General features: G+C 66.3%; 19 protein-coding genes and 1 pseudogene. 12 read left to right on the top strand and 8 right to left on the bottom strand.

From position 1 onward, the window contains the following. The first annotated feature begins 16 nt into the window (after positions 1–16). Positions 17–1,417: a magnesium transporter gene (mgtE, locus tag G3A50_RS16540; protein WP_163076282.1), complete on the top strand. Its 1,401-nt coding sequence runs from the start codon at positions 17–19 to the stop codon at positions 1,415–1,417. 48 nt (positions 1,418–1,465) lie between these two features. Here the strand turns inward: mgtE and G3A50_RS16535 are convergent, their stop codons facing one another. From G3A50_RS16535 to G3A50_RS16515, 5 genes are read right to left on the bottom strand one after another with little or no spacing between them, the layout of a single operon-like run. Continuing rightward, entirely contained in the window at positions 1,466–2,269 is an 804-nt protein-coding gene (locus tag G3A50_RS16535; protein ID WP_163076281.1) for a formylmethanofuran dehydrogenase subunit C, read from the bottom strand. Then, positions 2,266–3,198, bottom strand: coding sequence for a formylmethanofuran--tetrahydromethanopterin N-formyltransferase (gene fhcD, locus G3A50_RS16530; protein WP_163076280.1), 933 nt, complete (start codon positions 3,196–3,198; stop codon positions 2,266–2,268). Before fhcD ends, G3A50_RS16535 begins: the two co-directional genes overlap by 4 nt. Continuing rightward, the gene (locus G3A50_RS16525; protein ID WP_163076279.1) at positions 3,195–4,862 is read right to left on the bottom strand and encodes a formylmethanofuran dehydrogenase subunit A; all 1,668 of its coding nucleotides are present in this window, start codon (positions 4,860–4,862) and stop codon (positions 3,195–3,197) included. Before G3A50_RS16525 ends, fhcD begins: the two co-directional genes overlap by 4 nt. After that, on the bottom strand, positions 4,863–6,116 hold the full coding sequence (locus tag G3A50_RS16520) for a molybdopterin-binding domain-containing protein (protein ID WP_163076278.1): 1,254 nt from the start codon (positions 6,114–6,116) through the stop codon (positions 4,863–4,865). A gap of 4 nt (positions 6,117–6,120) precedes the next feature. Further along, positions 6,121–6,516 (bottom strand): 4a-hydroxytetrahydrobiopterin dehydratase, encoded by a 396-nt coding sequence (locus G3A50_RS16515; protein ID WP_163076277.1) that lies wholly within the window; start codon positions 6,514–6,516, stop codon positions 6,121–6,123. A gap of 167 nt (positions 6,517–6,683) precedes the next feature. Here G3A50_RS16515 and G3A50_RS16510 point away from each other — a divergent pair, with 167 nt between their 5' ends. The 6 genes from G3A50_RS16510 (at position 6,684) to G3A50_RS16485 (ending at position 12,566) form a co-directional block, all read left to right on the top strand. Further along, entirely contained in the window at positions 6,684–7,703 is a 1,020-nt protein-coding gene (locus tag G3A50_RS16510) for a beta-ribofuranosylaminobenzene 5'-phosphate synthase family protein (protein WP_246251793.1), read from the top strand. 84 nt (positions 7,704–7,787) lie between these two features. Then, complete coding sequence (locus tag G3A50_RS16505; protein ID WP_163076275.1) at positions 7,788–8,684, top strand: NAD(P)-dependent methylenetetrahydromethanopterin dehydrogenase; 897 nt, start codon at positions 7,788–7,790, stop codon at positions 8,682–8,684. Next, a complete protein-coding gene (locus tag G3A50_RS16500) occupies positions 8,674–9,813 on the top strand; it encodes an ATP-grasp domain-containing protein (RefSeq protein ID WP_246251789.1) in 1,140 nt (379 codons plus the stop codon). The genes G3A50_RS16505 and G3A50_RS16500 overlap by 11 nt, the downstream gene beginning before the upstream one ends. A gap of 7 nt (positions 9,814–9,820) precedes the next feature. Continuing rightward, entirely contained in the window at positions 9,821–10,789 is a 969-nt protein-coding gene (gene mch / locus G3A50_RS16495; protein WP_163076273.1) for a methenyltetrahydromethanopterin cyclohydrolase, read from the top strand. After that, positions 10,786–11,694, top strand: coding sequence for an ATP-grasp domain-containing protein (locus G3A50_RS16490; RefSeq protein WP_163076272.1), 909 nt, complete (start codon positions 10,786–10,788; stop codon positions 11,692–11,694). The genes mch and G3A50_RS16490 overlap by 4 nt, the downstream gene beginning before the upstream one ends. Next, the gene (locus G3A50_RS16485) at positions 11,691–12,566 is read left to right on the top strand and encodes a triphosphoribosyl-dephospho-CoA synthase (protein ID WP_163076271.1); all 876 of its coding nucleotides are present in this window, start codon (positions 11,691–11,693) and stop codon (positions 12,564–12,566) included. The genes G3A50_RS16490 and G3A50_RS16485 overlap by 4 nt, the downstream gene beginning before the upstream one ends. Here G3A50_RS16485 and G3A50_RS16480 read toward each other — a convergent pair. Then, positions 12,518–13,216 carry a HisA/HisF-related TIM barrel protein gene (locus G3A50_RS16480; protein ID WP_210255153.1) on the bottom strand — a complete coding sequence of 233 codons (699 nt, stop codon included), beginning with the start codon at positions 13,214–13,216 and terminating at the stop codon, positions 12,518–12,520. The two genes, G3A50_RS16485 and G3A50_RS16480, sit on opposite strands and share 49 nt — an antisense overlap. A 26-nt stretch (positions 13,217–13,242) precedes the next feature. On the opposite strand from G3A50_RS16480, the gene G3A50_RS16475 reads away from it, so the two are divergent. The 3 genes from G3A50_RS16475 to folB are packed head-to-tail and all read left to right on the top strand — an operon-like array spanning position 13,243 to position 15,623. After that, the gene (locus tag G3A50_RS16475; RefSeq protein ID WP_163076270.1) at positions 13,243–14,208 is read left to right on the top strand and encodes an ATP-grasp domain-containing protein; all 966 of its coding nucleotides are present in this window, start codon (positions 13,243–13,245) and stop codon (positions 14,206–14,208) included. Next, complete coding sequence (locus G3A50_RS16470; RefSeq protein ID WP_163076269.1) at positions 14,205–15,245, top strand: hydantoinase/oxoprolinase family protein; 1,041 nt, start codon at positions 14,205–14,207, stop codon at positions 15,243–15,245. Before G3A50_RS16475 ends, G3A50_RS16470 begins: the two co-directional genes overlap by 4 nt. Before the next feature lie 15 nt (positions 15,246–15,260). Beyond that, positions 15,261–15,623, top strand: a complete 363-nt coding sequence (gene folB / locus G3A50_RS16465; RefSeq protein WP_163076268.1) for a dihydroneopterin aldolase — start codon at positions 15,261–15,263, stop codon at positions 15,621–15,623. Here the strand turns inward: folB and G3A50_RS16460 are convergent, their stop codons facing one another. Then, positions 15,624–16,877 carry an acyltransferase family protein gene (locus G3A50_RS16460; protein ID WP_163076267.1) on the bottom strand — a complete coding sequence of 418 codons (1,254 nt, stop codon included), beginning with the start codon at positions 16,875–16,877 and terminating at the stop codon, positions 15,624–15,626. Between the two features lie 211 nt (positions 16,878–17,088). On the opposite strand from G3A50_RS16460, the gene pepN reads away from it, so the two are divergent. After that, positions 17,089–19,734 carry an aminopeptidase N gene (gene pepN, locus G3A50_RS16455; protein WP_163077750.1) on the top strand — a complete coding sequence of 882 codons (2,646 nt, stop codon included), beginning with the start codon at positions 17,089–17,091 and terminating at the stop codon, positions 19,732–19,734. A 157-nt stretch (positions 19,735–19,891) separates the two neighbouring features. After that, a complete protein-coding gene (locus tag G3A50_RS16450; protein ID WP_163076266.1) occupies positions 19,892–21,295 on the top strand; it encodes a sensor domain-containing diguanylate cyclase in 1,404 nt (467 codons plus the stop codon). A 6-nt stretch (positions 21,296–21,301) separates the two neighbouring features. Here G3A50_RS16450 and G3A50_RS16445 read toward each other — a convergent pair. Beyond that, positions 21,302–21,771: pseudogene (locus G3A50_RS16445) on the bottom strand (formaldehyde-activating enzyme). Positions 21,772–22,072: the final 301 nt, after the last annotated feature.

Here is a 22,072-nt window from a genome sequence, read left to right as displayed (position 1 = left end):
CGGAAAGCGAGCCGAAATGGAAGACCTGCGCAACACGGCGGACCCGCGCCGCGACGACGCCTTCGCCACCACCGCCGCCCGCGCGGCCTCGATTGCCGCCGAACTCGCCGGAGAGCATCCCGCCGACATCGCCGAGGTGCTTGACGGGGAAGAACCCGCGACCGCCTCCGCCGTGCTGGCCAGCCTGCCGCGCGAGCGCCAGGTGGAGATTCTGGACCTTCCCGACTTCGACCTTTCCAGCGACCTCATCGAGGCGCTGCCCGTCGAGGAAGCGGTGCATCTGCTCACCGAGCTGTCGGCCGACCGTGCCGCCGACCTGTTCCGCTGGATGGACGAGCCGGCCCGCACCCATCTGTTCGCGCGCCTGCCCCCGGCGACGCAGGCCGAGCTGAACCGGCTGCTTGCCTGGCCCGAGCACACCGCCGGCAGCCTGATGACGACCGAATTTGTCACCGTGCCCTCCACCTGGAGCGTGGGCGAAACACTGCGCTACCTGCGCGAGATCGAGCGCACGCGCGAAACCATCTACGCCATCTATGTGCTGGATCCGGTCTCGCTGAAGCTGCTCAAGGCGGTGACGCTGCGCCGCCTCATCACCGGCGAGGCCGGCCAGTCCATCCTGTCGGTGGCCCCGGAGCATGATCCGATCACCGCCGATCCGCGGATGGACCGCGAGGACGTGGCCCGGCTGATCTCCAAATACGACCTTCTCGCCGTGCCGGTGGTCGACGAGGACGCCCATGTGCTCGGCATCGTCACGGTCGACGACATGATCGACGCCATCATCGAGGAAGGCACCGAGGACGCGCAGAAGTTCGGCGGCATGGAAGCGCTGGACGAGCCCTATATGGAGATCGCGTTCTTCGCCATGCTGAAGAAGCGTGCCGGCTGGCTCTCCATCCTGTTCCTGGGCGAAATGCTCACCGCCAACGCCATGCAGCATTTCGAGGGCGAGCTGGAGCGCGCCATCGTGCTCACCCTGTTCATCCCTCTGATCATGAGTTCGGGCGGCAACTCCGGTTCGCAGGCGACGTCGCTCATCATCCGCGCGCTGGCGCTGGGCGAGGTCACGTTGAAGGACTGGTGGCGCGTGGCGCTGCGCGAATTGCCCTCGGGCCTCGTGCTCGGCGCCATCCTCGCCACGCTCGGCATGGCCCGCATCACGGCCTGGCAGTTGCTGGAGCTGCATGACTATGGCGAGCACTGGGGGCTGGTGGCTGCCACGGTCGGCGCGGCGCTGGTGGCGATCGTCACCTTCGGCTCGCTGATCGGCTCGATGCTGCCCTTCGTGCTGCGCCGGCTGGGCTTCGACCCCGCCAGCGCCTCGGCCCCGTTCGTCGCCACCTTTGTCGACGTCACCGGGCTGGTGATCTATTTCAGCGTCGCGCTGGTGATCCTGCACGGCACATTGCTCTGAGGCGGAAACGATCGGCCGCGCCGCGCGCGGCCGATCCGCATTGTTGCCTCAGGCGCTCACCAGCACTTCGCCCTGCCCGCCCATCAGCGTATCGCCGACGATGCGCCGCGTCAGCGTCCAGCCCTTGAGCATGGCGCTGAGTTCGGGCACGCGGCGGGCCATCAGGCTGACCGCTACCAGTTCATGCGCCCCGGTGTCGATGAAGCCGGCGGGAAGTGCGTCGGGCACGGCGGAGGCGAAGATCGTGCCCCGGCGCATGCCCCGTCCCATCAGCGGGCCGATGGCCCCGCCCACGCTGACGGTGCCCGCGATCATGTCGGTCGCCAGTCTCTCGCCGGCATCCCCGGCGATGACGATCAGCCCGCCACGCTGGCGTGCCGCCGCCTGCGCGCCCGCGGACCCGGCGATGACGATGGTTCCGCCCGACATGCCGCGTCGCGACCCGGACGAGGCGGTGCCCACCCACGCCCCGGCGCTGCCGCCGAGTTCGATCCGCCCGCCGGAAAGCTCCGCCCCGAGAAAATCGCCCGCATCCCCGCCGATGCGCAGCATTCCCCCGGTCATGCCGCGCCCGGCCCAGGCGCCCACCGTGCCGTCCACGATCAGCTCGCCCTGGGTCATGCCGGCGCCGACGCCGTCGAGCCGCGCATCGCCGATCTCGATCAGCAGCACGCCCTCCGGCGCGCTTTCGATGAAGAACAGCTCGGCCAGCGGCACGCTCCGCGCGCCATAGGGAACCGCGAGAGGCTCAAGCTCGCGAAGCGTGAGCGAACAGGTGACGGCCGGCGTGATGCCGGCCATGTCGACGCGGGCCTCGAAAGGCGCGCGCGGTTTCAGACTGACCCCGCTCATGTCCCCGCTCCCGCGCCGTTCGCCGCACCATCGCCGGCCATGATCTCGCGCAGCTTGAAATGGAAGGGTCCCAGATTGCCGCCGTAATTGCCGGCATCGATCGCCACCACACCGCCCTCCACGCCCAGCGCGCAGACCGCCGCGATGCCGACCCGCGTCGCCTCCGCCACCGCCTCGAAGCTGAAGCCGTCGATCACGATCTCCATCACCGAGCCGACCTCGGCGGGAAGCTGGCTCGGCACCGTGCCGCGCAGGGTCGGGCAATAGGCGTCGTTGGTGGAGGCGAACAGGCCCTTGTACTTGGAGCCCACCTTTGAGCCCGAGCGCACGATGCCGCCGGGGAACGGCAGGATCACGCCCTCCACCTTGGTCATCGCCGCGACCGCCGCCTCGGCGGCCTTCAGCGCCGCACCGCGGGTATGGGCGAGGATGAGGAAATTGCCCCCGCCCACGCCTTCCACCGAACCGGTGTCCTCGTCGCAGACGAACTCGCCCTCCATGACCGGCAGGCGCCAGAAGCGCTTGTCGCCGATCTTCTTGGAGATCTGGTGGCCGTCGGCGAAGTAGCGGATGGTCTTGGCCAGCGGCACCCGCTTGCCGCCCTCGACACCGGCATAGCAGGCCGTCGTCGGGCAGGTCAGCACGCATTGCCCCAGCCGCAGCGGCACCACGGACTTCAGGCTCTTGAAATCCATGGCGAAGATCAGCAGCGACACGCCCGGCCGCCCGTCCGGCGTCTCCTCGGGCGCCAGCGTGCGCTCGATCCCCGCCTCGCAGCCGCAGCCGATCACCGAGGTGGCAAAGCCCGTGGTGGTGCGCCCGGCGGTGAGCGCCCATTCGGGCGTGTCGGCGGTGACGATGAGGCGGGTGCCGACCATCGGGAACGCCTCCGCGAAGGTATCGCGGATCTCGACGCCGTTGATGATCATGGCGCCACCCCCTCGCATCTGAGAATGGTCGGCCCCGCGCCGCCCCTCAGCTCACCGTCGGCGACGCGGAAATGCCGGGCCTTCAGGCCCACCGCCTCGTCGAACCAGCGCCCGATATCCTTCTCGATTCCCCGGTCGAAGCCGGGACGCGCGACATGGGTCGTGCCCTGCGCCAGTTCGACCACCAGGCCGTCCTTCACGATCAGCCGCCCGTCCTTGAACACGTAGCGCGTGGTCGAGAACATCGCCTCGCGATCCGCATCCTCGCGGTGCACCGCGATGTCGGCCACCGCGCCGGGGCCGAGATGGCCCTTGTCCGCCAGACCGAGAATGCGGGCGGGCGCGGCGCGGGTGAGGATGGCGATCTCCTCCAGCGAGTATTCGCGGGTGATCCCGCCCAGCAGCGTGTGCTTCTGCGCCGCCTTGTGCAGCGTGGCGAGCTGGGCGTTGCGGAAGTCCCGGTCCATCAGCAGCCGGATCAGGTGCGGATAGGTGGTGAACGGCCCGCCATTGGGATGGTCGGTGGTGAGAAAGATCCGCCAGGGGTCTTCCACCAGCAGGAACAGCTCCAGCCCGATCGCCCATTGCAGCGCGTTGACGAAGGACTTGTCGCGATACTCGAACGGCACCACCCCGCAGGCGGCATCCAGCTCGATGTCCATGCCGATGGACTTGTTCGGCGTGGCGATGCCGCGGTTGCGGTACTGCGACATGTAGTCGGCCGAGGCCGTCACCGTCTGGCCGAACATCACCTGCCCGACATCGACCGAGATGTTGGGGTTGGCGTTCACCAGCTCGGCGATGCGCGCCGCCGACGAGGAGAACTTGCGGTCGCCTTCGGTGCCGTAGGAGTGGAACTGCAGATGGGTCAGGTGCAGCCGCCGCCCCTCCGTCGCGCGGATGGTGGCGAGCGTGGTCTCGTCATTGCCCGGCACGCCGAGATTGCAGCCGTGCAGGTGGATGGGATGGGGCAGGCCCAGCTCCGTCACCGCCCGGATCAGCGTGGTCAGCACCTTGCGCGGCGTCACCTCGTAATGCGGGCTGGCCTCGTCGAGGTCCATCTTGCGGGCGTTGAATTTGAAGGCGTTGATTCCGCCGGGATTGACGATCTTGATGGCGAAGGCCTGCGTCGCCTCGATCATCCAGCCCACATAGGCGTTGACCTGCTCCTGCCCCGCGCCGGCGGCGAGCAGGCGCAGGAAGAAGTCGTCATTGCCCAGCACCAGATAGGCGCCGGTGTCGAGATTGGGAATGTCCGCCATTTCCAGATGCGCGGCGCGCGCATTGGCGCCCACCATCGCCGGCTCGAACACCGTGGTGTAGCCGAGTTCCGCATAGCGGCAGCCGGTGGCGTGGGCGGTCGGCGCCGCGCGTCCGCCGCCGCAGCCGCAGAAATTGCCCGGCATTTCGGGGTAGGCCCGCCGGTCTTCCTGCATCAGCAGGCGGGCGAGGTTCATCTTGCCGCCGGCGATATGGCTGTGCAGGTCGATGCCGCCCGCCATCACGACATCGCCGTTCAGCTCGTACTCGGCCTGGGCCGGCAGGTCGGTCGGGGCGACAACCCGCCCGTCCAATATCTCGATGTCACGACGCGCGCCGGTCGCGACCCCGTTTTCGCCATTGGCCGGATCGAGCACACGCCCGCCCTTGAGCCTCAGTCTCATTTAACCCTCCGCGAGGCATCGCACAGCCTCGGCGACGCTGGGAAGCGTCGCGACGCGCAAGGCGCCGAGCGGCAGGCTCACAATCGAATCCATTCGGAACACCGTGCCGGCGTGGTCCACGCCGGGGGTGCCAACCGGGATCAGTATGTCCGGTTCCTTGTCGAACACCGTATCGGGATGGGCAAGGGCGATCACCTTGCCCGCAAAGGACGGCGGCGGCTCCGGCCGGAAGGCCGAAACCCAGACCATGAGGTCGGCATCGGCCAGCGCCTGCCCGCTCGCGTAGAGCGTGCCGTCATGGCTGCTGGTCTGGCCGCGCACCGCGGTGCGCATCGGATAGCCCAGCCGCCACAGCAGAAGCTGGTTCACCCCGATGATGTTGTCGCGCCCGCCAAGCGGGAACACGCCGGCGCGGGTCTCCACGCTGATCACGTCGACCAGCTTGGTCGCGTATTCGGCGACCAGGGCACCCTCGTCCAGCGTGCCCGCATTCCAGGTCACCACGGCATAGCGCGCGGCGCGCAGGGCTGCGGCCAGCTCTCCCGCCTGATCCGCCGATACGCCGCCGAAACTGGCGCCGGGCGGCTGCTTGCCGGCGACGAGAACGCCCAGCGCCTCCAGCGTGGCGACGACATCATCGCTCGCGATATGGGAGATTTCCGTGCCGGCGAGCTGCTGGCGCGCCTTCTCGCCCGGCGCACTTCCCAGAAACACCACCTTGCGCGGGCTCCCCGCGAACAGCGGGTTTTCCGGGAACAGCCGCTCGAACAGCCGGGCCCAGGTCTGGGAGGGGTCCTCGCCGACCACGAGCAGCAGGTCGCAGCGGTTGCGCACCTCCGCCAGCGTGCTCGCAAGCCAGCCCGTGCGCTGGGCGGCGGCGTAATTGGCGAACAGCCCATCGGAGGCATAATGGTCGAGCACGCCGCCGAAGCGCACCGCGAGATCGGCCAGCGCCCCGGCACCGGCCATGTCGACGCCGAGCCCGGCGAAGACCGGCGCGCGCGCCTCGCCCAGCAGCCGCCGCGCCGCCCCTGCGGCCTCGGTCAGGCTCGCCTCGGCGCCGGCGATGCGGGCCGGCTGGTCGGGCACGTCCATGCGCCGCAGCAGCCGGGCCGCTTCCGGGCACATCGGGCCGCCTTCCGCGCCCTTGGCCCGGATGTCGCGGCCCTCGACCTCGACGATGAGGTCGTCGCAGCCGAGCCCGCAGAAGCCGCAGACCACGTCGTTGATCGTCTGGAGGGATGCATCTGCCATGGCGTCAATCGTGCTTGATGTAGGCGAAGCGCAGATCGCTGCGGGGCGTGCCTTCCAGCGCACTGCCCGGCTCGGTGCCGGGCTGCCAGTCGACGACGGCCTCGATCTTCTTCGCGAGCTGAAGGTCGCGCTCGGTAATGCCCTTGACGTCGTGCGACATGAGCCGCACCTCGACCCAGGCATACGAGGCGGTGAGGTCAGGATGGTGCCAGGCGGCCTCCGCGAGGTGGCCGACGGTGTTGATCACCATCAGCGTGCCCTTCCAGCTGTTCGTGCGGTAGGTGCGCCGGATCCACCCGTCCTCAAGCTTCCAGCGCGGAAGCTCGGCGGCAAGGCGTGCGATCACCTCCCCGTCGGCAAGGGTTTTCTTTGGATCCGGTTTGGTCGGGTCCACCGCCATCTCGGGCGTCCTCCTGGGCGTCGCGCCCATTCTGTCGTGGGCTGCGTTACCCGATTCGGTAGCACGGTCCCGGGGCCGGCGGCAAACGCCGTTCTGCCGATGGCGGAATCGAGGGCGCTTGTCCTCGCCCTGTTTCGCGCCTTACCATGCGCCCTGAGGAAACGCCCGTGAACAAGACGACGCTCGATCTGAAAGCGGCGAACAAGCAGGAGGAGAACCGCGTGGTGCGCATCACCGCGCCGGGTCGCCTGCATCTGGGATTCCTTGATCTCGCCGGCACGCTGGGCCGCCGTTTCGGCAGCCTCGGCATCACGCTCGATCGCCCGGCCACCGTGGTGCGCATGCGCCCCGCCGCGCGGCTCACCGCCACCGGGCCGGACGCGGGGCGCGCGGTTGCGGCGGTGGAGAAGGCGGCGCGCCATTTCGGCCTTGGCACCGGCGTCGAGGTCACGGTGGAAGCCGCCCTGCCCCCGCATTCCGGCCTCGGTTCGGGCACCCAGCTCGGCCTTGCCGTCGCCACCGGGCTCTGTCTGCTGGGCGGGCTTGAACTGACCCCGCGCGAAATCGGCGCGGCGTTGGGTCGCGGGGCCCGCTCCTCGATCGGCATCGGCGCCTTCACCGAGGGCGGCGTCATCCTCGACGGCGGCAAGAAGCAGGGCTCCAACGCCCCTCCGCCCATCCTTTCGCGCCTGCCCTTCCCGGAGGATTGGCGCATCCTTCTGGTATATGACACCGACCATCAAGGGCTTAGCGGCACCGCCGAGTCCACGGCGATGGAGACCCTTCCCGTCTTCGCGGACACGCTGGCCGGCCACATGGCGCGGCTCGCGGTCATGGTCGCGCTGCCCGCGCTCGCCGAAGCGGATGTGGATTACTTCAGCGCCGCGGTGGGTGAAATGCAGCGTCTGCTCGGCGAGCACTATGCGGATGCCCAGGGTGGCCGCTATACAAGCACTTCCGTAGCCGAGGTGATGGACTGGCTGGAGAGTCGCGGTTTGCGCGGCCTTGGCCAAAGTTCCTGGGGCCCCACCGGGTTTGCCATCCTTGGCAGCCCCGAAGACGGCGAACGGATTATCAGCGAGGCCCGTACCCGTTTTGCGGGGCGGCCCGCTCTGGCTTTCGACTGCGTGCGCGGCGGCAATGCCGGTGCACGGATCGAATGGCTTGCCTGCGTCGAGCAGTGCTAGCGGCGGATTGGCAGAAAGCCCGCGTCGCTCTTCATCTCCTCAACAGAGGCCGCAAGGCCCGATTCGACCTGGGAATGAAACGACATGGCGGACTACGCCCCGATTCTTCACATCCTCTCGCCGCTGCGCCACGTCTCGCCTTTCGACGTCAACATGGCGGTTGATGCCGGCTACGCGACCATCCTGCCCTATGACGGCGTGACGCTGGACGAGGTGGGTGACCTCACGCAGGACATGATGTTCTCGCGCCACCCCGACGCCGCCGCCCGCACCGGGCTTTTCATCGGCGGCAAGGATGCCGGCCTCGCGCTCGACATGGCTGACAAGGCCAGGAGCGTGCTGTTCCCGCCCTTCGAGATCTCGGTCTTCGTCGACCCCGCCGGTTCCTTCACCACCGCCGCCGCCATGGTGGCCGAGGTGGAAAAGAAGCTGCGCCCCACCCGCCCCGAGGGCATCAAGGGCGCCAAGGTCCAGGTCTATGGCGCCACCGGCGTGGTCGGCGGCATTGCCGGCGTCATCGCCGCGCAGGCCGGCGCCGAGGTGACGCTGGTCAGCCATCGCGAGATCGAGGCCGTCACCGCCAAGGCGGGCGATTTCAAGCAGCGCTTCGGCGTCGACCTGGCCGGCGCCGCGGGCCGCACCGACGACGACAAGCGCGCGCTCCTGGCGGAGGCCGAGGTGGTGCTCGCCTGCGGCCGCGCCGGCGTCGAAATCCTCTCGGCCGATCTGCTCGCCGGCGCGCGCAAGCTCGCTGTCGCGGCGGATGTGAACGCCGTGCCGCCCTCCGGTATTGCCGGCATCGATGCCCATGCAGATGGCAAGGTTCTTGCGAACGGGACGCTCGGTATTGGTGCACTGACCATCGGGCACCTCAAATACCGTGTGCAGCATGAGCTGTTGCAACGCATGCGGGTTGCAACCAAATCCCTCACATTCGGATTCGAGGATGCCTTCATTCTCGCACGATCCCTTGTCGCCTAAGGATGCGGCAGATGTCGTCATCGTTGGCGTCGCCGCTCGCGGCCTCGCCGCCGCGGCGCGGCGCGCGGGCCTGCGCGCCCTGGTGCTCGACCTGTTCGGGGACGACGACACCCGCGAGCTCGCGCTCGCCGCGATCCCGCTGCGCCGTATCGGTGCTTTCGCCATCGACCCGGCCGACCTCTACGAGCAGCTCGCGATCCACGCCGGACCCGACATTCCTGTCGTGCTCGGCACCGGGTTCGAGCACCAGCCCGAGGTGGTGGAGCGGCTCGCCGCGCGGTTCCGGCTGGTCGGCAACGGTCCGCCGACGCTCGCCTGGACCAAGGAGCCGCTGATGCTGGCGCGGCTGCTGCACAATCTCGGCATTCCCCACCCGCAGGTCTTCGCCGACCATGCGCCGGCGGGAATGCGAACGCTTGAAAAGCGCATCGGCGGCTCGGGCGGCTGGCACGTCAAACCCGCGAGCGAGTCGCGCGGATGGGGCTGGTATCTCCAGGAAGAGCTTCAGGGCCGCACGGTGTCGGCGCTGTTCCTGGGCAATGGGCACAAGGCGCGTCTTCTCGCCTTCTCGGAGCAGTGGTGCGAACCCTCCGAGGATGCGCCCTACCGCTATGGCGGCGCGGCGGGACCGATCCGCCTCGATCCCTCGATCGAAGCCTCGATCGCCTCCGCGCTCGACGCCGTCGTGAACGCCGCCGGCATTGTCGGCCTTGCCAGCGCCGACCTGATGCTGACCGGCGATGGCTGGAGCCTGATCGAGATCAACCCGCGTCCGGGTGCCTCGCTGGACGTGTTCGACCACGAGCCGTTGCCCCCGCTGCTGCGGCTGCATTTCGAGGCCTGCCGTGGCGAGCTGCCCGATCTTGCCCTGCTCACCCCCGAGGCGGCCGGCATGGTGAGGGGGGCCGGCGTGTTCTACGCCCCGTTCAGCTTCGAAATGCGGCTCGACCCGCTGCCGGACTGGGTGGCGGACCGGCCGCCGCAAGGCACCCGGATCGAGACCGGGGAACCTATTTGTACGCTTTTCGCTGCCGGACGGGATGTGCGCGAGGTTCGCGACACCCTGGCCCGGCGCAGGGATCAACTGTGGCGTGACCTGAGCATGGCCAGCCGCAAGGCTGCGGAGTAACCGTTTCATGGGCGAGCAATTGCGCAATTTGCGCCCCAGCGTTTCAAACCTGACCCGCCCTCTGGTCGAGGACCTTGTCGAGAACGCCGCGGTGCTGCGGCTCGGCATCTCCCGCAGCCCTTGCGGTGCCCGCATCATCGACGCCGGCATCAATGCGCGGGGCGGCATGGAAGCCGGCCGGCGCATCGCCGAGATCTGCCTTGGCGGGCTCGGCTCGGTCAACATCGCCTCGGGCGCGCGCTTCTCGCGCTGGATGAGCATGATCACCGTGACCACGGCGGATCCGGTGCTGGCGTGCCTGGGCAGCCAGTATGCCGGCTGGAGCCTGTCGGAAGGCGACTTCTTCGCGCTCGGCTCCGGGCCCGCCCGCGCGCTGTGGGCCAAGGAGACCCTGTTCCAGGAGCTGGGCTACCGCGACGCGGCGGACCATGCCTGCCTGGTGCTCGAAGTCGACCGCATGCCCCCGGACATGCTGGTGGCCCGCGTCGCGCAGGATTGCGGCGTCGCGCCGGAACAGCTGACGCTGATCCTGACGCCGACCTCCAGCCTCGCCGGCACGGTGCAGATTGTGGCGCGGGTGCTGGAAGTGGCGCTGCACAAGACCCACGCCCTGCACTTTCCGCTGGACCGCGTGGTGGACGGCATCGGCTCCTCGCCGCTGCCCCCGCCCGCGCCCGATTTCGTCTCGGCGATGGGGCGCACCAACGACGCCACGCTGTATGGCGGCAATGTCCAGCTCTTCGTCGAGGGGCCGGAAGACGAGGCCGAGGCCCTCGCGGAAGGGCTGCCGAGCTCGTCCTCGCGGGACCATGGCCGCACCTTCGCGGAGATCTTCACCGCCTATAAGGGCGACTTCTATGCCATGGACCCGATGCTGTTCAGCCCGGCGCGGGTGACCGTGACCGCCCTGCAGACCGGGCGCAGCTTCACCTTCGGCGCCTTCCACGAAGACATTCTGGAACGCTCCTTCGCATGAGTGCCGCGATCAGCGATACCGTCGTCATCTTCACCGAAGATGCCGACTGGCACACCCGCAGGCTCAAGGCGGCGATCGAGGCCGAGGGCTTCGGCGTGGCCGTGCTCTCGCTCAATGATTGCGGCTTCGCCATCGGCGAAACCGCGCACGGGCTGCTGCTGCCGGGCTTTGGCGACCAGCTGCCGGCGGCCGCCTTCATCCGCCTCATCGCCAACGGCACCACCGAGCAGATCACCGCCCGGCTCGGCCTGCTCCATGCCCTGCGCGAGCTGGGCGTGAAGGTGATGAACGACGCGCGCGCGGTCGAGCGCTGCGTCGACAAGAGCATGACCAGCTTTCTCATCGGCAAGGCCGGGCTGCCGACGCCGCGCACCTTTGTCGGCGAGCATCGTGCCTCGATGCAGGCGCTGGTCGACGAGGCGCCGGGCGACATGGTGCTCAAGCCCCTGTTCGGCGCGCAGGGGCGCGGCATCAAGCGCGTCCCGCCCCGCGCGGCGCTGCCCGAGCCGGAAAAGGTCGGTGCGGTCTACTATCTCCAGGAATTCGTCGCCCAGAAGCCGGGTGACGCCTTCGAGGACTGGCGGGTCTTCGTGGTCGGCGCGCGCGTTGTCGCGGCAATGCTGCGCCGCTCGCCGCGCTGGATCACCAACATCCATCAGGGCGCGGTCGGCGCCCCCGCCCCGCGTAACGAACGCGCGTACGATCTCGCCATCCGCGCCACCGCCGCCGTCGGCGCGGACTATGCCGGCGTCGACCTCATCGAGGCCGCGGACGGCAGCTTCACCGTGCTGGAGGTGAACTCGATGCCGGCCTGGAAGGGCCTGCAAAAGACCACCGATATCGACATCGCCGCCACCATGGCGGGCCATCTGGTGCGCGCTCTGGAACCGGTGCCCGCCCTGTGAAGGCGGCACACATTGCCGCCGCCTTCCGGGCGGCCTGCCGAGCCGAACTGGACGCGCTGAAGGCGGGAAATGTCCACCGCTTCAGCGGCGGGCACGGCATGGATGTCGGCCATTTCGAAACCGCCGCCGATGCCGCCGCGCCCTATATCGCCGCCCCAGGCGAGCGCGTGGGCGCCCGCATCGAGGAGGCCGTCTTCGCCTCCTTCGCGGCGACCGGCCTCAACACCAATCTCGGCATCGTGCTGCTCTGCGCGCCGCTGGCGGCGGCCGCCGAGCGGGGCGGCGCGCTGCGCGACGAGTTGCGGGCCGTGCTCGCCGGTCTCGACCTCGCCGATGCGCAGGCTGCCTTCAGGGCGATCGCGCGGGCCAATCCCGGCGGTCTGGGGCGCGCGAAAGCCCATGACGTCTCCACCCCCGCCACCATCGGGCTGGTGCAGGCAATGGCGCTGGCGGCCGAGCGCGACCGTATCGCCTGTCAGTACGTGACCGGGTTTGCCGACATCTTCGAGCGCGGCCTGCCCAGGCTGGAGGCCCTTGCCGATGCGCGGCCGCAGGCGCAGGCGGAAGCCACCCATCTCGGCTTCATGGCCGCGTTCCCCGACAGCCATATCGCGCGCAAATTCGGCCCCGCCGTCGCCGAGACGGTACGGGAGGAAGCCGCAGCGCTGCTGGCCTTTGTCGACTTTCACGCCCCCGAGGCGGTGCGCCATCCCCCGCTGCTCGCCTTCGACGCCTCCCTCAAGCGGCGCGGCCTGAACCCCGGCACCAGCGCCGACCTCACGGTGGCGACCCTGTTCGCCCATGGCCTGATGGCCGGGCAGGCTCACGCCATGAAGCGCGCGATCTCCGCCGGCGAAAGGCGCCCGTCGTGAAGCGCACTCGCCAGCAGCACGCCCGCGATACCCATATCGGCCAGACGCTCCACATCGTCCGCCTGACGAACCCCACCCGCCGCGTACACACGCCGGCCTCCCGCGCGCGCCACGATGTCGGCGAGGCGCGCGAAATCGGGTCCCTCCGTGGCCCCTACCCGCGCCAGCGTCATCACGATCACGGACTCCGGCCACAGCTCGGCCCGGTGATGGATCGCCGCCGGCCCGCGCGGCCCCTCGGGACCAAAATCGAGCGAGAGCGCCACCGCGCCGGCCGCGAGCGCGCTCAGCCCGGACCCGAGGTCCACCATGGTCTCGCTGCCGACCACGGCGCGCCCCGGCCCTTGCTCGGCCCGGCGGGCCACCGCCTGCGCCTGCGCCTCGCCGGCATCGACCCAGAGCGCGAGGCCCGGGTGGGCGGCGGCCAGCGCGGCAAGTGTCTGGTCATGCCCACCCTGCCCGGAAATGGCATCAAGATCAGCGACATAGAGATGCTTGAACGGCGCCAGCGCCATGAGGCCGGCCGCCACGTCGAGCGGCGCCGCCCCCGCGCAGAGCGGCGTGCGGATCGGCCCATACGCCGCGCGCGCGCCGCGCCTTGCGTGCACGACCGCATCGCCCATCAGGTCGATCACCGGTATAAGTTCCACTGCTCGGTTCCCCTCAGGATGCCCTGATGCTCGTCTTCGTCTGCGAAACAGTCACGGCCGGCGGCTTCATCGGCCAGGACCTGCCACAGGGTCTGATAGCCGAAGGAATGCTGATGCGCGACGCGCTTATCGGCGATCTGGAGGATCTGCCCGGCGTCAGCGTCCTCACCACCCACGACGCCCGCCTCCCCCCTCCCCCCCGCGGCCACTCGACGCCTCTGGAGGCGGGTGACGACCCTCACGAAACATGGGATGCCCTGGCCCGCCAAGCCCACTGCTGCTGGCCCATTGCGCCGGAAACCGACGGCATTCTGGAGCGGTTCGTAGCCACACTGCGCACACACAACCGACGCGTCATAGCCCCCGACCTACAAACATTGCGCGACTGTTCGAGCAAGACACGCACAGCTGAAATCCTGACGGCTGCGGGTGTTCGTGCCGTGCCAACCTGGCGCGTTGACGAAATACCTGAGGATCAGGCAGGTCCCTTCGTCGTCAAACCCGATGACGGCGCTGGAGCGCTGGGCGTGCTCGTGTTTTCTGACCGACCCCAGATGCACCTTCCCGAACAAACCATCATTCAACCCTACGTGGAAGGTATGCCGGCAAGCCTCTCCCTGCTGTGCCAGAGTGGTCGTACCCATGTGCTGGCGGCCAACCGTCAGAATATCGGCCGAACCGCGGACCGGCTGAGCTTTCGCGGCGTCAGCGTCGGCGCTCTGCCCATCGACGACACGTTGCGTGCGTTGGCGGACAGGGTCGGTGCGGCGTTCCCGGGGCTGCATGGCATTGTCGGGATGGACTATATCGTCACCGAGACGGGTCCCGTTGTGGTCGAGGTCAACCCGCGCCTGACCACCAGTTACGCCGGGTTGCGGCAGGCACTCGGCATCAATCCACTGGCATTCGTTGCCGAGTTAATCCGGGATGGTGCGGTGCCCGACCTGCCGCGCCTGCCGCCCACCGTATCGGTCGAGGTGATTGCAAGATGAATATCGCGCGTCTGGGATGGGATGTCGGGGGAGCGCATGTGAAGCTCGCCGCCTTCGGTCAGGATGGCCGACTGCGCGCGGTTCGGATCGCACCCTGCCCTGTGTGGAAGGGCGAACACCACCTGCGCCAGGCCCTGCGCACGCTGCGCGCGGAGTTCGCGCCGGACATACCTTCCGCAGCGACGATGACGGCCGAACTCGCCGATCTTTGGCCCGATCGGCATGCAGGTGTGATCGGAACCGCGGCGATCATGATTGAAGAGCTGGGCCCTGCCCCGCTTGCGCTGTTCGCGGGCCCGGAAGGCTTTGTGCCCGCGGATCAGGCCACGGGACATGCAGGAACCATCGCTTCGGCAAACTGGTACGCGACGGCCGCAGTACTCGCCCATCTTCTGCCCGAAGGAGTGCTTGTCGACATCGGCTCCACCACTACGGACATCATCCCGTTCAGGTCGGGCCGGGTTGCCGCACGCGGTTTCAGCGACGCCGAAAGGCTCGCCAATAATGAACTGATCTATAGCGGCGTCGCCCGCACACCGGTTATGGCACTTGCCGGCGAGGCCCCGTTCGGAGGGCGGTGGGTGCCGATGATGGCCGAGCTCTACGCCACCACCGCCGATGTTCACCGACTGACCGGCGAATTGCCTGCCAAGGCCGACCTTCACCCCAGCGCTGATGATGGACCCAAGACCGAAGACGCGAGCGCACGGCGCCTGATGCGTACGGTCGGGCAGGACCTCACTGCGACGAACCTTCCCCGAGCGCGCAATCTCGCCCGGCATCTTTCCGAAGCACAGCTTCATCGCCTGTCGCGGGCATTGGACTGCGTCACCTCGGGCATGGAGAGTGAGCTGGGGCTTGTGGTCGGGGCGGGTGTGGGGCGCTTTCTCGCCGCTCGGCTCGCGGAACGGCGAGAAAGCGCCTACCTCGATCTCGCCGACGTGCTTACAGACGATCCCGCGCTTGCCGGCGACGCCGCCGATTGCGCACCAGCCGTAGCCGTCGGTCTCCTTGCTGCCGCCCTTACGCCTGCTTGAACACAGGAACCCTCAATGATCGACCGTGTCTTCCTCCGAGGTGTCGAGTTGCATGCCCATCACGGGCTTCATGAGGAGGAGGCGCGACTGGGGCAGCGTTTCATTGTGGATATGGACTGGTGGCTTGATACCGGACCTGCCGCGACGCACGACGATTATGACAGGACGGTCGGCTACGAGAAGGTGTTCGCCATCATCCATGAAGCCTCGAACAGCCGGCGCTTCAAGATGCTGGAAGCCTTTGCGGATGCCATCGCTCGCCTCGTGCTCGACCGCTATCCGATCGTTGAAAAGGTCCGGGTCGAGGTTCACAAACCTGCAGCTCCGATTGCCGGCATCTTCCGTGATGCGGGCGTCGAGATTACCCGCTCGCGGTAATCAGCGCCCGCCATTGGAGCGCAGGCGCACCGGCACGGGCGACCCCATTGTCGAGCGGGACGGCAACAGCGCGAAGGCCTGGCCACCCGTTTCATGGTTGCGCGCAAGGCGGGCAAAGCGGTCGCGCCAGGGCACCTCGATCACCCGATAGCTGAGTGCCGCAAGGCCGATGGCGACCGTGGCAAAGACGACGAGCAGACAGAAGGTCGCGAGTGGGCTCCCAAGATCATAGAGAAGCTTCGTGTGACCAAACACGTCAACCTCGACGCGTAGGGACGTTCCGGACCGATCGCCATAAAGCCAAAGCCCGTAGCTGAGCAGGATGAGCAGCGGCATGTGGATGAGGTAAATCGAGAACGACCACTCGCCCAGTGCACGGAAGACCCGCGTGCACAGCAGCCGGGATAGAGCTCCCCGCTGACGAGCGAAGACAAGCACGGCAAGGGCGAAGATTAATGGCGCGGCGACGCTCAGCGGGCGCACCTCGTCCGGACCAGATCCCGCAGCGACAATGAACAGGCCGGCGAGAGCAACCACCGCGAATTCCCAAACACTCGCCAGCGGCAGCTCCCTGTCACGCAGATAGTCGTATGCATGGCAGGCGCCGACACCCGCGAAAAAGCCCGCGACACAACGGATGAAGCCGAAGTCCGCCGTAGAGTTCATATAGCTGGGGGCGACGACCAGAAGGGTCGCAGCAGAGGTCAACGACAGCCCGATAGCTGCGAGCAGCAGGCGACGTGAACCCACTGCGAGCACAACTGTCGCAAAGAGAACGTAAGTATAGAACTCGGCGCCGATGCTCCAGGCAGGGCCATTCCACGCCACACCATAGAACCCCATGGAATTCAGCAGCACCAGATTGAGCAGCAGTCCCTTCATGGAGTAGCTACCGCTGTCCGCTTCGATCATCAGTCGATCGGGATGGTGGCCGGCAATGTTGATGGCGATCACCGCAATCATGAGTGCGAACAGCATCACAAGGTGCAGCGGCCAAAGCCGGCCGACCCGACGCATCAGGAATCCGCCAGCCTGCCGAACGTCACGGAGCCTTCCGCGATAGGCATGGCACACAACGAAGCCGGAAAGGACGAAAAAGAAATCGACGAAAAGATATCCGTTCAAAGTAAATTTCGAATTTAAGACATCTATTTTGAATATTAATATAAAATGATATAATAATACAAATACCGCAGCTATACCACGCCAAGCATCCAGCGCTTCAAAGCGACCGCTTTTCGTGATCGACCCCATACCGAAAGCCTTCGTTGAACCAGCAGCGATCCCGCCTATGCGAGTGGGTAGTGTCTCCCTAACCAGAGAGAACGCTCGAGGTTCCGATATTCATCCAATGCGGCTTGTTCAGCGTAGCCTCCTATATGGGACGGCATTCGCGCCATTTGGGGGCTTCCTGTCGTCTGGTCAAAGTCCTAGTTCTTGGATGCCCACCTGTAGGAGTAATGCGATGCGCGACGCCGATCCCAAGCCCGTCCGTCTGACCGACTACCGCCCACCGGACTGGCTCGTGGACACGGTTGATCTCGACGTGCGGCTTCATCCGAGCGTGACGACGGTCATCGCCCGGTTAGGGATGCGCCCCAATCCGCTCGGTCGCCACGGCTCACCAATCGTTCTCGATGGCGACGAACTCGAACTGAAATCGATCACCCTCAATGGTACGCCGCTGGGAGGCTCCGCCTACGCGGCCACCCCGTCCTCGCTCACCATTCTGGCGCCGCCACAGGCCGCTGTGACCTTGCAGATCGAGACCGTGCTCGACCCTTCAGCCAATACAAAGCTCATGGGACTTTATCGATCGAGCGGCACCTACTGCACCCAGTGCGAGGCCGAAGGCTTTCGCCGCATAACCTATTTCCCCGACCGTCCGGACGTTCTCGCGGTCTACACCACCCGCATCGAGGCTGAGCGCGACGAGGCCCCCGTGCTGCTCGGCAATGGCAACCCGGTCGAACGCGGCGACGTGGAAGGCACCACACGCCACTATGCCGTCTGGCACGATCCCTGGCCCAAGCCCTGCTATCTGTTCGCTCTTGTGGGCGGACGGCTCGACGGCATCAGCGAACCCTTCGTCACCGCCACCGGCAAGCCCGTCGAGCTTGGCATCTATGTCGAACCCGGCAAGGCCGACCGTGCCAGCTACGCCATGGACGCGCTGAAGCGTTCGATGCGCTGGGATGAAGAAGCCTTCGGGTGCGAATACGACCTCGACGTTTTCAACATCGTCGCCGTCGCAGACTTCAACATGGGCGCCATGGAGAACAAGGGTCTGAACGTCTTCAATGACAAATACGTTCTCGCAAGCCCCGAGACCGCGACAGACACCGATTATGCGAACATCGAGGCGATCATCGCCCACGAGTATTTCCACAACTGGACCGGCAACCGCATTACGTGTCGAGACTGGTTCCAGCTCTGCCTCAAAGAGGGATTGACGGTCTTTCGGGACCAGGAATTCTCGTCCGACCAGCGCTCGCGTCCAGTGAAGCGCATCGGCGATGTGCGCCTACTCAAGAGTCACCAGTTCGCCGAAGACGCCGGCCCGCTGGCTCACCCCGTACGCCCCTCGACCTATCGCGAAATCAATAACTTCTACACGGCCACCGTCTACGAGAAGGGTGCCGAAGTCGTGCGCATGCTGAAGACCCTTCTCGGCGAAGAAGGCTTCCGTTCCGGCATGGATCTTTATTTCGACCGTCACGACGGTCAGGCGGCGACGGTTGAGGACTTTCTGACCTGCTTCTCCGAAACCAACAGTGTCGACCTCTCGCAGTTCGCGCTCTGGTATGCACAGTCGGGAACCCCGCAGGTCGAGGTGAGCGGCCACTGGGACGCAGATGCACGGAGCTACCGGCTCGATATCCGGCAGACACTCCCCCCGACGCCCGGCCAGCCCGACAAGCACGCCATGCTGTTTCCGCTCGCGCTCGGTCTGGTTGGGCCGGACGGGAAGGACATGCCGCTCAATCCGGATGACGGCACGAATACCGCGGGAACGGTGTTGCTTGTCAGCAAGCCGGAACAGAGCTTCCTGTTCCGCGATGTACCAGAGCGCCCGGTTCCCTCGATCAACCGCGGCTTCTCCGCACCCGTCAAACTCAACGCGAACCTCGGCACCGAGGATCTGACGTTCCTTGCCCGCCATGATAGCGATCCGTTTAACCGCTTCGAGGCCGGCCAGACCTTGGCGCTCCATCATCTGGTATCGGCCAGCGGCCAATCCCGTGAGGGAATCAGGATCGATGACCCGACCGCTCTGGTCGAGGCGATGGACGCGAGCCTGAACGACGCTTCACTCGATCCTGCCTTCGTTGCCCAGGTGCTCTCGGTACCGTCCGAAGGAGAAGTCGGGCGAGAGATCGGGACGGACGTCGATCCCGATGCCATACATGCCGCGCGCCGTACGCTCCGCCATACGCTTGGCGAGGCACTGCGGCCGACGTTGGAGCGCGTCTACGTTCAGCATGCACCCACCGGCACCTACTCCCCTGACGCGATCTCAGCGGGACGGCGCTCTCTGCGCAATGCGAGCCTCGACCTGCTCGCCTGTACCGGCGGAGAGGCCGATATCGCCCGGGCGCTCACGCATTTTGAGACCGCTGACAATATGACGGATCGTTTCTTCGCTCTGTCTGTCCTCGCCCACAATGCACCTGATGTACGCGAAGCGGCACTCACCGCGTTCCATGAGCGCTTCAAGGACGATCCGCTGGTAGTCGACAAGTGGCTTGCCCTGCAGGCACAGATCGCCGAACCGGGCGCGCTGGACCGAGTGCGTGAGCTGACCAGACACCCTGCCTTTTCGATGGGAAATCCGAACCGGGTCCGAGCCCTCATTGGAAATTTCGCAACCGCCAATCAGACCCAGTTCCATCGCCTCGACGGGGCGGGGCACACCTTTGTCGCCGATGCCGTACTGGAACTCGATTCCCGCAACCCGCAGGTTGCCGCACGCCTTCTGGGCGCATTCAAAAGCTGGCGTTCGCTGGAGCCTGTCCGCCGCGCATCTGCCGAACGGAACCTGAAGCGCGTGGCCGACAAGCGGGATCTGTCGCCGGATGTCGCCGATATCGTGGCGCGCTCGCTGGGCTAGCCAAAGACTTAATATTCCAAAGGCTTCACGCACATTGATCGTTTCAGTATGCAAATTCCAGCGATAAGCTGTGACAGAATGTACAGCCTAGCGGCCAATGGAAAACTCTCAGCCTTCGGTAGCTTCAAGGGATGGCACGACACTCGCGGCGGCTTACTTGAGCGCGCCTCTGGCTTTATGTGTGGTCAATCGCGATCGACGCTGCCTGGCCGCCAATGAGCGCTTCGCCGAAGCTCTGGAGTGCCCTCTCGACCGAATCCGTGGCGAGGACCTGAACTCGCTGCTTCCCGGATCAAAAGAGTTTGTCATCACCGCCTTGGAAAAAGCCGAGGGTGGGGAGGCTTTCAACGACTACGAACTTCCGGTCGGTGAACGCGGCAAGGTATTCCTCGCCTCCGCCGAAGCCTTCCGAGAGAGTGGAGTGCTGACGGGCCTCTCCATCGGTCTGGTGGACATAACCGAGCGCAAACGAATGGCGGAGGCGCTCGTCGAAATGGAGAAGCGCATCGCATTCGCGATGGAAAGCGCAAACCAATGGATATGGGAACTGGACATTCCGGCGAACCGCGTCCGCCGCTCATCACATTGGAAGTCCGGACTTGGCTACCTGCCGGAGGAGACCATCGGCGGAGCCGAACATGTCGCCTGGAGTGTGGTGCATCCGGAGGACCTACCGCAGGTACTCAAAAGCTACAAGAATCTCATCGACGGTCGGACCGACGTTTTTGAGGCGACCTATCGGATACAGCATAGAAACGGCACTTGGCTCTGGATCATGGGCCGTGGCCGCATCGTGGAGCGGTCCCCCGACGGAGAGCCCCTCCGCCTGCTGGCCACCAGCGTCGATATCAGTCGGCAGAAGCGGACGGAACAGGAGTTGGCGGCCACTGTGCGCCGGCGCGAAGAGCTGGAACGCGAGCTTGTTGCCACCAATCGGCGGCTGACGGCGCTGTCGGAAATGGACTCCCTCACCGAATTACCCAATCGGCGTAAATTCGACGAAGTGCTCTCGCGCGAGATGCGTCGCAATAGGGGCCATTCGCCAGCGATGGCCCTTCTCATGATCGATGTCGATCAATTCAAAAGCTATAATGACCTCTATGGCCACCCGGAGGGCGATGAGTGCCTGCGCAAGGTGGCAGAGACCCTGAGTGGCTGCGCACGCCGAGCGGGTGACGTCATCGCTCGTTATGGCGGCGAGGAATTTGCCGCCATTCTCGCCGACACCAATGAAGCCGATGCCACTGTCCTCGCAGGCCGCATGCTGGAGGCGGTTCGATCCCTCAGGATCGCGCATTCCGGCAGCGCGATGGGCATCGTCACGGTGAGTATCGGAGTCACCGTCTACGAACTGCCCGCCTCCCGGCACGATTACATGCCCATAGGCAACTTGATCGCCGCCGCTGACCGCGCGCTTTATTCTGCCAAGCAGGCGGGGCGCAACTGCATCGTCACGTCAAGCGTGGATCCAAGCGGTGCGCTGCGCACCGCGGCCGTAACCGAGAGCGGCGCACCCTCCCCGCCCAAGCACATCGACGACGGCGACAACGCCCACGGCTAGGCGGGTTCAGTACTCGATGACATCCTCAAGCGCGTAGTGCTTGACGGTTTTGCGGTTGGCGATGAGCTCATCAACGGTCGGACGCCCGGTCATCGCTCGTTCTACCGCGATCTTCATCGCTTCATAATTGGTGCGGTAAAGATCCGCCTTGTCGAGGTTCGCATCCTCCGCACAACGCGGATCGAGCCAGACCATCACAATCATGCAGATGTCATCGGCCTGCTCCTTCGGCAGGATACCCTCCGAGAGCGCGTCCACGATTGCATCGCCGATAGCGGCCTGAACAACACCGCCAAGCAGCTCAACATACGCCAGCGACTCGATTGTCGCCTTTGTTGTCATCATCGTAGCCGGGCGCACCATCTGGTTGAGATCGCGGACTCGAACATGCGCGTATGCCCCTGCACCTGCCCCATCATGGAGGCGAAGGCATTCCCGGCAGGCCCGCGCACCGAGCCAATCAGAACCTCAGGCATAGCGTCGGTGAACTGACCATCGGCTGCCAGAACGGTGGCCTCTCCTGTGCGAAACCAGATCTCGCTCATCGTCGTCTCCCTGAGGTGCTATCGGCATCCAGCGCATAGCATCGCGCCCATCTGCGCGCCCATCGCCCAATGCCGGACATGCCCTACCAAAACACCACACCGCTACCCTAAGTTGATCACACCTCAAACTTGACTCCCGAGGACTCTGGACACGAGGGGGCGGATTCGATTCAAATCGGGGTGATTCGGAGAGATGCGGCACATCACTCCAGGTCGACTGGGAAAGGGTTCT

This window comes from Ancylobacter pratisalsi, assembly GCF_010669125.1.
In the GTDB taxonomy this organism is placed as follows: domain Bacteria; phylum Pseudomonadota; class Alphaproteobacteria; order Rhizobiales; family Xanthobacteraceae; genus Ancylobacter; species Ancylobacter pratisalsi.
Note: the sequence above shows the minus strand (reverse complement) of the source record. Positions and strands in the feature narration are given on the sequence as shown.

What these genes read in the sequence shown, in the direction of transcription:
- mgtE (WP_163076282.1), top strand. Translation starts at nt 17, where the DNA reads ATGGAAGACCTGCGCAACACGGCGGACCCGCGCCGCGACGACGCCTTC.
- G3A50_RS16535 (WP_163076281.1), bottom strand. Translation starts at nt 2,269, where the DNA reads ATGAGCGGGGTCAGTCTGAAACCGCGCGCGCCTTTCGAGGCCCGCGTC.
- fhcD (WP_163076280.1), bottom strand. Translation starts at nt 3,198, where the DNA reads ATGATCATCAACGGCGTCGAGATCCGCGATACCTTCGCGGAGGCGTTC.
- G3A50_RS16525 (WP_163076279.1), bottom strand. Translation starts at nt 4,862, where the DNA reads ATGAGACTGAGGCTCAAGGGCGGGCGTGTGCTCGATCCGGCCAATGGC.
- G3A50_RS16520 (WP_163076278.1), bottom strand. Translation starts at nt 6,116, where the DNA reads ATGGCAGATGCATCCCTCCAGACGATCAACGACGTGGTCTGCGGCTTC.
- G3A50_RS16515 (WP_163076277.1), bottom strand. Translation starts at nt 6,516, where the DNA reads ATGGCGGTGGACCCGACCAAACCGGATCCAAAGAAAACCCTTGCCGAC.
- G3A50_RS16505 (WP_163076275.1), top strand. Translation starts at nt 7,788, where the DNA reads ATGGCGGACTACGCCCCGATTCTTCACATCCTCTCGCCGCTGCGCCAC.
- mch (WP_163076273.1), top strand. Translation starts at nt 9,821, where the DNA reads ATGGGCGAGCAATTGCGCAATTTGCGCCCCAGCGTTTCAAACCTGACC.
- G3A50_RS16490 (WP_163076272.1), top strand. Translation starts at nt 10,786, where the DNA reads ATGAGTGCCGCGATCAGCGATACCGTCGTCATCTTCACCGAAGATGCC.
- G3A50_RS16475 (WP_163076270.1), top strand. Translation starts at nt 13,243, where the DNA reads ATGCTCGTCTTCGTCTGCGAAACAGTCACGGCCGGCGGCTTCATCGGC.
- G3A50_RS16470 (WP_163076269.1), top strand. Translation starts at nt 14,205, where the DNA reads ATGAATATCGCGCGTCTGGGATGGGATGTCGGGGGAGCGCATGTGAAG.
- folB (WP_163076268.1), top strand. Translation starts at nt 15,261, where the DNA reads ATGATCGACCGTGTCTTCCTCCGAGGTGTCGAGTTGCATGCCCATCAC.
- G3A50_RS16460 (WP_163076267.1), bottom strand. Translation starts at nt 16,877, where the DNA reads ATGGGGTCGATCACGAAAAGCGGTCGCTTTGAAGCGCTGGATGCTTGG.
- pepN (WP_163077750.1), top strand. Translation starts at nt 17,089, where the DNA reads ATGCGCGACGCCGATCCCAAGCCCGTCCGTCTGACCGACTACCGCCCA.